This window comes from Pseudomonas triticifolii, from assembly GCF_014358015.1.
Taxonomy (GTDB): domain Bacteria; phylum Pseudomonadota; class Gammaproteobacteria; order Pseudomonadales; family Pseudomonadaceae; genus Aquipseudomonas; species Aquipseudomonas triticifolii.
In genome coordinates this window covers 98,120-107,215 of the sequence record NZ_JACONV010000016.1, presented here as the reverse complement: position 1 = coordinate 107,215, position 9,096 = coordinate 98,120, and the positions used below count along the sequence as shown (strand labels likewise).

The window sequence follows — 9,096 nt, the reverse complement described above, 5'->3', positions numbered from 1 at the left end:
AGTTAATTTCAAAAAACTGTCATCTTTCAAATGATCCCCAATAAATACGGGATACATCTATCCAGCCACCCCACTCCACACGCCTGATTTACAGGCTGGGAAACGCAAATTGCGACGCTTCATGACTCGCACGTTGCGGCCAACGCTGGGTGATTGCCTTGCGGCGCGTATAGAAACGTACGCCATCCGGACCATACGCATGCAGATCACCGAACAACGAACGCTTCCACCCACCGAAGCTGTGATAAGCAACCGGAACCGGCAACGGTACGTTGACGCCGACCATGCCCACTTCAATCTCGTCACAGAACAGGCGCGCCGCTTCGCCATCGCGCGTGAAGATGCAGGTGCCGTTGCCGTACTCGTGATCATTGATCAGTTGCATGGCCGCCTCCAGGCTGTCCACACGCACGATGCACAGCACCGGCCCGAAGATCTCTTCCTTATAGATACGCATCTGCGGGGTCACGCGATCAAACAGGCACCCGCCCATGAAGAAGCCATGCTCATGACCGGCAACCTCAAGACCGCGCCCGTCCACGACCAGCGTCGCACCCGACTGAACGCCGTCTTCTATATAGCCACTGACCTTATCGCGATGCTGCCCCGTCACCAGAGGCCCCATGTCCAGACCACAGGTGGTACCTGCCCCGATTTTCAGGCTCTGGATCTGCGGGACCAGCTTCGCCACCAGCGCATCGGCGATCTGGTCACCCACGCAGACCGCAACCGAGATCGCCATGCAACGCTCGCCGCACGAACCATACGCTGCGCCCATTAAGGCACTGACCGCATTATCCAGGTCCGCATCCGGCATCAGCACCGCGTGATTCTTCGCGCCGCCCAGTGCCTGAACGCGCTTGCCGCGTGCAGCGCCTTCTTTATAGATGTACTCGGCGATAGGTGTCGAACCGACAAAACTCAACGCTTTGACTTCCGGCGCTTCGATCAGCGCATCCACTGCAACCTTGTCGCCATGCACCACATTGAGCACACCTTTGGGCAAACCTGCCTCATGCAGCAGCTCGGCAATCAGCAAAGTGGAGCTCGGATCACGCTCGGACGGTTTGAGAATGAAGCAGTTGCCACAGACGATCGCCAGCGGATACATCCACAGCGGCACCATCGCCGGAAAGTTGAACGGTGTGATGCCCGCCACGATGCCCAGCGGCTGAAAGTCTGACCAGGCATCAATGTTAGGACCGACGTTACGGCTGTATTCGCCCTTGAGCACCTCGGGTGCAGCACAAGCGTATTCAACGTTCTCGATACCGCGCTTCAGCTCGCCCGCAGCATCCTCCAGCGTCTTGCCATGCTCTTCGCTGATCAACTGAGCGATACGCCCCTCGTTCTGCTCCAGCAATTGTTTGAAACGAAACATCACCTGAGCCCGCTTCGCAGCCGGTGTATTGCGCCAGGCCGGAAAGGCTGACTTTGCAGAGTCGATCGCCTGCTGAACGGTTTCACGACTGGCCAGGGCAACCTTGTGAACGGCTTGCCCGGTCGACGGGTTGAACACGTCGGCCGTGCGTCCTTCGCCAGAAACGAACTCACCGTGAATCAGGTGTTGAATGCTGCTCATGAAAAACTCCAAAAGGGTTCCCTGCAGGCGCGAATCGCTTGGCACCTGCTGCTTATATAAGAAGGATGTGAGCGGAGGCGATCAGTCGACCTGGTTCAGCGCTTCACCGACAGCGTCAAACAAGCGGTCCAGGTCCTGCGCCTTGCTGTTGAAGGTCGGTCCGAACTGCAGCGTGTCACCGCCAAACCGTACATAGAAGCCGGCTTTCCACAACTTCATACCCGCTTCGAACGGCCGCACGATCATATCGCCATCACGCGGCGCGAGCTGAATCGCTCCCGCCAGACCGTAGTTACGGATGTCCACCACGTTCCTGGTGCCTTTGATACCGTGCAAGGCACGCTCGAAGTGAGGGGCGGTTTCCGCCGCCTGCTGCACCAGGTTCTCGCGCTGCAACAGTTCCAGCGCAGCCAGGCCTGCAGCACAGGCGACCGGGTGTGCCGAATACGTATAGCCATGAGGGAATTCGACGGCGTATTCCGGCGTCGGCTGGTTCATGAACGCTTGATAAATCTCGCTGCTCGCAATCACGGCGCCCATAGGGATCGCACCATTGGTGATCTGCTTGGCGATGCACATCAAATCAGGGGTCACACCGAAGCTGTCCGAACCGAACATGGAGCCGGTGCGACCGAAGCCAGTGATGACTTCGTCGAAGATCAGCAGGATGTTGTGCTGATCGCAAATTTCACGCAAACGCTTGAGGTAACCCTGCGGCGGCACGATCACACCCGCCGAACCTGCCATGGGCTCGACGATCACGGCAGCGATGTTCGACGCGTCGTGCAGCTCGATCAGCTTGAGCATCTCGTCAGCCAGTGCGATACCACCCGCCTCCGGCATACCCTTCGAATACGCGTTGCTGGCCAGCAGCGTGTGCGGCAGATGATCGACGTCCATCAATTGACCGAACATTTTGCGGTTACCGTTCACGCCGCCCAGGCTTGTGCCCGCCACATTCACACCGTGGTAACCGCGCGCTCGACCGATCATCTTGGTCTTGGTCGCCTGGCCCTTCAGACGCCAGTAGGCGCGCACCATCTTCACCGCCGTGTCTGCACATTCAGACCCGGAGTTGGTGTAGAACACATGATTGAGGTTGCCCGGCGTCAGATCGGTGATTTTCTCTGCCAGCTGGAACGACAATGGATGGCCGAACTGAAAACCGGGTGAATAATCCAGCACGCCCAGCTGCTTGTAGACGGCCTCCTGAATTTCCTTGCGGGTGTGCCCGGCACCGCAGGTCCACAGCCCCGAAAGCGCGTCGTAGATCTTGCGGCCCTTGTCGTCTGTCAGGTAACTGCCCTGCGCGGCAACGACCATGCGCGGGTCGCGCTGGAAGTTGCGATTGGCCGTGTAAGGCATCCAGTGGGCATCAAGCTTCAGCTGACTGGAGACAGAAAGATCGGACGACTCGAGCATATTCATTAAAACGAACCTCGTGTGTGCTTGAGCAAGCAGTTATTTCAGTTAAGGTGCCATGGAGCCCAGGTCTGGAAAATCTGACTTTTACGATCTTTAGTTTGATAGAGACTAAACAATGAGTAGCCGCCGCACCGATCCCCTTGCGCAAGTCAGTGACTTCGATATCCGCCTGCTGCGCCTGTTCAAGAGCGTAGTCGAGGCTGGCGGCTTCTCGGCGGCCGAAAGCGCGCTCGGGATCGGCCGATCGGCAATCAGTCAGCAGATGAGCGACCTTGAGCAACGTCTGGGCCTGCGTCTCTGCCAGCGTGGCCGGGCAGGTTTCTCGGTCACTGATGAAGGCAAAGAGGTCTACCAGTCGGCGTTGCAATTGCTGAGCGCACTGGAAAGCTTTCGAACCGAGGTCAACGGCCTGCATCAGCACTTGCGGGGCGAGCTGAATATCGGGCTGACCGACAACCTCGTCACCATGCCCCACATGCGCATCACCCATGCGCTGTCGCAGCTCAAGGAGCTAGGGCCGGATGTGCACATCAACATCCGCATGGTCGCACCGGCCGAAGTCGAGCAAGGTGTGCTTGAAGGCGGACTGCATGTCGGCGTCGTCCCGCAGGTCAGCGCACTGCCGGGGCTGGACTATCAGCCGTTGTACAGCGAGCGCTCGCTGCTTTACTGCGCAGTCGGCCATCCATTGTTCTATGCAGAAGATGCCGCGCTGGACAGTGAGCGCCTTGCAACACAGGAAGCCATTGCGCCGACCTTTCGGCTGCCGACCGAGCTTCAGGCTCACTATCAGGCACTCAGGTGCACCGCCAGTGCATCGGACCGCGAAGGCATGGCGTTCCTGATATTGACCGGCCGTTATATTGGCTACCTGCCAGACCATTACGCCAGCGCCTGGGTAAAGGAAGGCAGATTGCGAGCCCTCAAACCCGGTTCAAGATTTTATGACCTGAGCCTGGTGACCGTGACGCGTAAAGGACGACGCCCTCATTTGGTGCTGGAAAGTTTTCTGGAAAGGCTGGCTGCTACCCGATGACACATTTCGTCGGCACGGCATCGACAGATCACCCAGCACCGCGAGGCCTGAAATCAGCGGACATCTTTGATCCTGCGGGATATATCAACGCTAACGCGGCATAACCTGAGCAAGTGGACAGCTTTTTGCAAAGCATCTGGATAACCCAACGCCAGCCCTTGGCGCATTTTATCCAGAGAGCGCGAAGCCGCGAGAACCTGCCATGCAGCCTGAACCGTCCGACAATAATGACCTGATCTACGGCCTTGATGACCGGCCAAAACCACTGACGGCCATACTGGCAGCACTGCAACATGTACTGGCCAGCTTCGTGGGCATCATCACCCCGCCCCTGATCATTGGCTCGACACTGGGGCTTGGCGATTATCTGCCCTACCTGATCAGCATGGCGCTGATGGTCTCAGGCGTCGGCACCTCCATCCAGGCACGCCGCCCGTTCGGTATCGGCGCCGGGATGATCTGCCTGCAGGGCACCAGCTTCGCATTTCTCGGCGCAGTGCTGTCGGCGGGCTTTCTGGTCAAGCAGCGTGGTGGCAGCCCGGAAGACATCATGGCGATGATCTTTGGTGTGTGCTTTTTCGGCGCGCTGGTGCAGATCGTGCTCAGCCGCTGCATCGGGCAACTGCGCCGCGTGATCACGCCGCTGGTGACCGGGATCGTGATTACGCTGATCGGTGTGAGCCTCATCAAGGTCGGCGTGACCGATCTGGGCGGCGGTTTCAATGCACCTGACTTCGGCTCGCCCCTTAATCTGGCGCTGGGCGTGTTCGTGCTGGTGGTGATCATTGCACTGAATCGCTCCAACACACCGTGGGTTCGGCTGTCGGGCATCATCATCGGCCTGGCGGTTGGCAGTGTGGCGGCCTGGTTCAGCGGCAAGCTCGTACCGCAGCCTATTCATGACCTGCCGCTGATCAGCGTTCCAATACCGTTTCGCTTCGGTTTCAGTTTTGACTGGAGCGCCTTCCTGCCGGTTGCGCTGATTTATCTGATCAGCAGCATCGAAACCGTCGGCGACCTGACCGCCAACTGCATGCTGGCCCGACAACCCATCAGCGGGCCCAGCTATGTGGCCAGGCTCAAAGGCGGCGTCCTGGGCGATGGGGTGAGCTGCATGCTGGCCGCTACCTTCAGCGCATTCCCGAATACCACCTTCGCCCAGAACAATGGCGTGATCCAGTTGACAGGCGTTGCCAGTCGTTACGTGGGTCTGTACATCGGTGCTGTGCTGTTCGTACTGGGGCTGTTTCCGCACATCGGTGCCATCGTTCAGCAGATTCCCAAACCAGTGCTGGGCGGCGCGACGCTGGTGATGTTTGGCAGTGTCGCGGCGGCAGGCGTGCGGATCCTCGCTCAGTCGCCACTGGATCGGCGCAGCATGCTGATCATCGCCACCTCGTTCGGCGTAGGTCTGGGCATTGCTTCCCAACCGGCACTGCTGCACCACATGCCAAAACTGGTGCAGAACCTGTTCGATTCGGCCATCACCAGCGGTGGCCTGACCGCGATTGTGATGTGCCTGTTGATACCCGAAAGTAAAGTCGTTGCGTCTGAGCCACTCACCGTCCAGCGCCCTGAACCCTTTGAGCATCAACGATAATTCCCTGTGCCCGCTTGCGAGTTGGTCGCAGGTGGGTTATCTGTCGTTCGTTGTGCACCCTGACCTGCCCGGAATCGTCCCATGACCCTTGAAGTCCATGCTCACAGCGTCCACGTCGCAAAGCCTGCAAGCCGCATTCGCCAGAAGAACGAAGAGGCAATCATCAAGGCCGCTGAAGACGAATTTGCACGTCACGGTTTCAAGGGCACCAGCATGAACACCATCGCACTGAAGGCCGGGTTGCCCAAGGCCAACCTGCACTACTACTTCACCAACAAACTGGGGCTTTATGTTGCGGTGTTGAGCAACATCATCGAGCTGTGGGACAGCACCTTCAACACCTTGAGCGTGGACGACGATCCCGCACAGGCACTTACCGGATACATCCGCGCCAAGATGGAGTTTTCACGTCGCCAGCCTCAGGCCTCACGCATCTTCGCCATGGAAATCATCAGCGGCGGCGAGTGCATGAGCGAGTATTTCAGCCAGGACTACCGCTTGTGGTTCCAGGGGCGGGCAGCGGTTTTCCAGGCATGGATAGACGCTGGCAAGATGGACGCGGTCGATCCGGTGCACCTGATATTCCTGCTGTGGGGCAGCACCCAGCATTACGCCGACTTCGCCACGCAGATCTGTCGCGTCACCGGGCGCACCCGCCTGACCAAGCAAGACATGGACGAGGCCAGCGAGAACCTGATCAGGATCATCCTCAAAGGTTGTGGGCTCACACCGCCAGCCTTGTAGAATCCGCACCTTGTTGCCAGCTGGACAGACGCATGCCTTTTACCCTCCTCGGCCCTTGCGAGTTTCGTGAAGAGATTCGCAAGAGCCGCTTCATCACCCTCGCCGCCCCGATTGCCAGCCCTGCCGACGCGCTGGCGTTTATAGAGCACAACAGTGATCTGAACGCGACCCACAACTGCTGGGCCTGGAAGCTGGGCGATCAGTACCGCAGCAACGATGACGGCGAACCTGGCGGCACCGCTGGCCGTCCGATCCTGGCCGCCATTGAAGCGCAGGGATTCGATCAGGTCGTGGTGCTGGTGATTCGCTGGTACGGCGGCATTCAATTGGGAACCGGCGGCCTGGCCCGCGCTTATGGCGGCGGTGCCAACAAATGCCTGCAACAAGCGGCGCGTGTGGAACTGGTCAACCGGCTGTCCTTCAACCTTGAATGCAGCTTCAGCGAACTGGCGCTGGTCAAGGTTCGCCTGGCGGAATCGAATGGGCGGGTGGAAGCCGAAAACTTCACCGCCAATGGCGTGGAAATGGCGATTGCCATCGGCCCGGAGCATGTTGAGAACTTTCAGCGCCAACTGGCGGACCTGAGTCGGGGCAGAATCATTCTGCATGCGGCATCTACCCTGTAATGAAGGCGTCATGCGTCTATGCCTACTTGCCCACATCTACTGTGCATCCGACTGTGGATAAGCTGAGCACACCCTGCTGCAAGCCTTGCCGGGCAAGCGTCTCAGGCAACTGATCGTTTTTTGTACAGATCACACAGGAACCTGTAAAAACATCGATAAAACAGCGATTTAAAGTGGCTTAGCACCATCGGCTACTAAGCAATACGGCGTTATTCAGGGGTCGCGCACTTTCGCACAGTAACTGTGGACCAACCTGTGGATAACAGGTGCAAGGGCAGCGCAGTCGCCGAGCGTAGCGCGCTCTTGTGAAGCTGTATGTTTTTTGCTCACATCAATGAGCCATATTGGCTCCCTTCCTTCTTGCCCATGCCCTCATCTGGTGCCAAACGCACTTATCCAGCATCTGCAGCCTTAAATCAGCAGTCCTGGCAGGCCCGATTCAGGGCCGCGCAACAAAAGCTGACTCCCTGGCCAGGATTTTGCTTTACCCACGAGCGACCCACTCCTGCATCAGAGCCTGACATGCCAAACCACGCGACACCTGCGCGTCTCCAGTTGCGCCACATCACCAAACAGTATCCTGGCTGTCTGGCCAACGACGCCGTCGATCTGACCATCCAGCCCGGAGAAATCCATGCCTTGCTGGGTGAAAACGGCGCGGGCAAGAGCACGCTGATGAAGATCATCTACGGCGTGACACAACCGGACTCCGGCTCCATCGTCTGGCAGGGTCAGACGCAGACCATGCGCAACCCGGCGCAAGCCAGAAGCCTGGGCATCGGCATGGTGTTTCAGCATTTCTCGCTGTTCGAGACCTTGAGTGTGGCGCAAAACATTGCGCTGGCCATGGGCGCAGCCGCGGGCACACCCAAGCAACTGGAACCGCGCATCCGTGAGGTCTCACAGCGCTACGGCATGGCACTGGAGCCACAGCGGCTGGTGCATAGCCTGTCGATCGGCGAGCGCCAGAAAGTAGAGATCATTCGCTGCCTGATGCAGGACATTCGCCTGCTGATTCTCGACGAACCCACCTCGGTGCTCACACCACTGGAAGCCGAGGAGCTGTTCGTCACCTTGAGGCATCTGGCCGCCGAAGGCTGCAGCATTCTGTTCATCAGCCATAAGCTGGGCGAAGTTCGCGCCCTGTGCCACAGCGCGACCGTGTTGCGAAACGGCAAGGTGTCCGGGCACTGCATCCCGGCAGAGTGCTCGGATCTGGAACTGGCGCGGCTGATGGTCGGTGATGCCGAAGGGCTGACGGCGCAGTATGAAAAAGTCAGCGGTGCAGCGCCGTTTCTGAGGGTTGAGCGCTTGTCGTGGCACAACCCCGATCCGTTTGGCTGCTCCCTGAGGGAGGTCAGTCTGGAAGTGCGCAGCGGCGAAATTGTCGGCATCGCGGGCGTGGCAGGCAATGGGCAGGACGAGCTGCTGGCCCTGCTCAGCGGTGAACAGGTACTGCCCAACGCCCAGGCCGCCACACTGCGCTTCGCTGACACACCGGTCGGTCATTTGCGGCCTGATGCGAGGCGCAAGCGCGGTCTGGCCTTTGTCCCGGCAGAGCGTTTGGGTCACGGCGCCGTGCCGGAGCTGAGCCTGGCTGACAACGCACTGCTCACCGCCTTTCAACAAGGTCTGGTCAGTCATGGCCTGATTCAGCGCGGCAAGGTTCGGGCGCTGGCCGATGAGATCATCCGTCGCTTCTCCGTAAAGACGCCGGACGCCCAGACCGCTGCGCGCAGCCTGTCGGGCGGCAACCTGCAGAAATTCATTCTGGGCCGCGAGATCATGCAGAACCCGAAACTGCTGGTCGCCGCGCACCCGACCTGGGGCGTAGACGTAGGTGCAGCTGCGGCCATTCATCGTGCGCTGATCACGTTGCGCGATGCAGGCGCGGCCATTCTCGTGATATCCGAAGACCTGGACGAACTGTTCCAGATCAGCGACCGCCTTGCAGCCCTGAGCGGCGGGCATCTTTCTGACCTGATCCCGACCGGACAGACCAGCACCGTACAGATCGGCGGCTGGATGGCGGGACAGTTCGATCATTCTCACACTCAGGCCCATACGCCGGGTTAACGGAGCA

General features: G+C 59.2%; 7 protein-coding genes. 5 read left to right on the top strand and 2 right to left on the bottom strand.

Annotated elements, in window-relative coordinates; all coding sequences use genetic code 11:
• Positions 1 to 88 precede the first annotated feature (88 nt).
• Together H8S56_RS18645 and H8S56_RS18640 are read right to left on the bottom strand one after the other, a co-directional pair.
• The gene (locus H8S56_RS18645; RefSeq protein WP_159372165.1) at positions 89 to 1,582 is read right to left on the bottom strand and encodes a CoA-acylating methylmalonate-semialdehyde dehydrogenase; all 1,494 of its coding nucleotides are present in this window, start codon (positions 1,580 to 1,582) and stop codon (positions 89 to 91) included.
• 81 nt (positions 1,583 to 1,663) lie between these two features.
• Complete coding sequence (locus H8S56_RS18640) at positions 1,664 to 3,010, bottom strand: aspartate aminotransferase family protein (RefSeq protein WP_187519452.1); 1,347 nt, start codon at positions 3,008 to 3,010, stop codon at positions 1,664 to 1,666.
• Positions 3,011 to 3,122: 112 nt separating this feature from the next.
• Here H8S56_RS18640 and H8S56_RS18635 point away from each other — a divergent pair, with 112 nt between their 5' ends.
• The 5 genes from H8S56_RS18635 to H8S56_RS18615 all read left to right on the top strand — a co-directional run bounded on the left by H8S56_RS18635 (position 3,123) and on the right by H8S56_RS18615 (position 9,089).
• A complete protein-coding gene (locus tag H8S56_RS18635; RefSeq protein WP_024694031.1) occupies positions 3,123 to 4,043 on the top strand; it encodes a LysR family transcriptional regulator in 921 nt (306 codons plus the stop codon).
• Between the two features lie 202 nt (positions 4,044 to 4,245).
• Complete coding sequence (locus tag H8S56_RS18630; protein ID WP_187519451.1) at positions 4,246 to 5,643, top strand: uracil-xanthine permease family protein; 1,398 nt, start codon at positions 4,246 to 4,248, stop codon at positions 5,641 to 5,643.
• A gap of 81 nt (positions 5,644 to 5,724) precedes the next feature.
• On the top strand, positions 5,725 to 6,387 hold the full coding sequence (locus H8S56_RS18625) for a TetR/AcrR family transcriptional regulator (protein ID WP_024684753.1): 663 nt from the start codon (positions 5,725 to 5,727) through the stop codon (positions 6,385 to 6,387).
• Between the two features lie 32 nt (positions 6,388 to 6,419).
• A complete protein-coding gene (locus H8S56_RS18620) occupies positions 6,420 to 7,013 on the top strand; it encodes an IMPACT family protein (RefSeq protein WP_187519450.1) in 594 nt (197 codons plus the stop codon).
• Positions 7,014 to 7,535: 522 nt separating this feature from the next.
• The gene (locus tag H8S56_RS18615) at positions 7,536 to 9,089 is read left to right on the top strand and encodes an ABC transporter ATP-binding protein (RefSeq protein ID WP_024694034.1); all 1,554 of its coding nucleotides are present in this window, start codon (positions 7,536 to 7,538) and stop codon (positions 9,087 to 9,089) included.
• Positions 9,090 to 9,096 lie beyond the last annotated feature (7 nt).

Bases quoted from the DNA above. Each gene is read 5' to 3' on its own strand.
- H8S56_RS18640 (WP_187519452.1), bottom strand. From the start codon at position 3,010: ATGAATATGCTCGAGTCGTCCGATCTTTCTGTCTCCAGTCAGCTGAAG.
- H8S56_RS18635 (WP_024694031.1), top strand. From the start codon at position 3,123: ATGAGTAGCCGCCGCACCGATCCCCTTGCGCAAGTCAGTGACTTCGAT.
- H8S56_RS18625 (WP_024684753.1), top strand. From the start codon at position 5,725: ATGACCCTTGAAGTCCATGCTCACAGCGTCCACGTCGCAAAGCCTGCA.
- H8S56_RS18615 (WP_024694034.1), top strand. From the start codon at position 7,536: ATGCCAAACCACGCGACACCTGCGCGTCTCCAGTTGCGCCACATCACC.
- H8S56_RS18630 (WP_187519451.1), top strand. From the start codon at position 4,246: ATGCAGCCTGAACCGTCCGACAATAATGACCTGATCTACGGCCTTGAT.
- H8S56_RS18620 (WP_187519450.1), top strand. From the start codon at position 6,420: ATGCCTTTTACCCTCCTCGGCCCTTGCGAGTTTCGTGAAGAGATTCGC.
- H8S56_RS18645 (WP_159372165.1), bottom strand. From the start codon at position 1,582: ATGAGCAGCATTCAACACCTGATTCACGGTGAGTTCGTTTCTGGCGAA.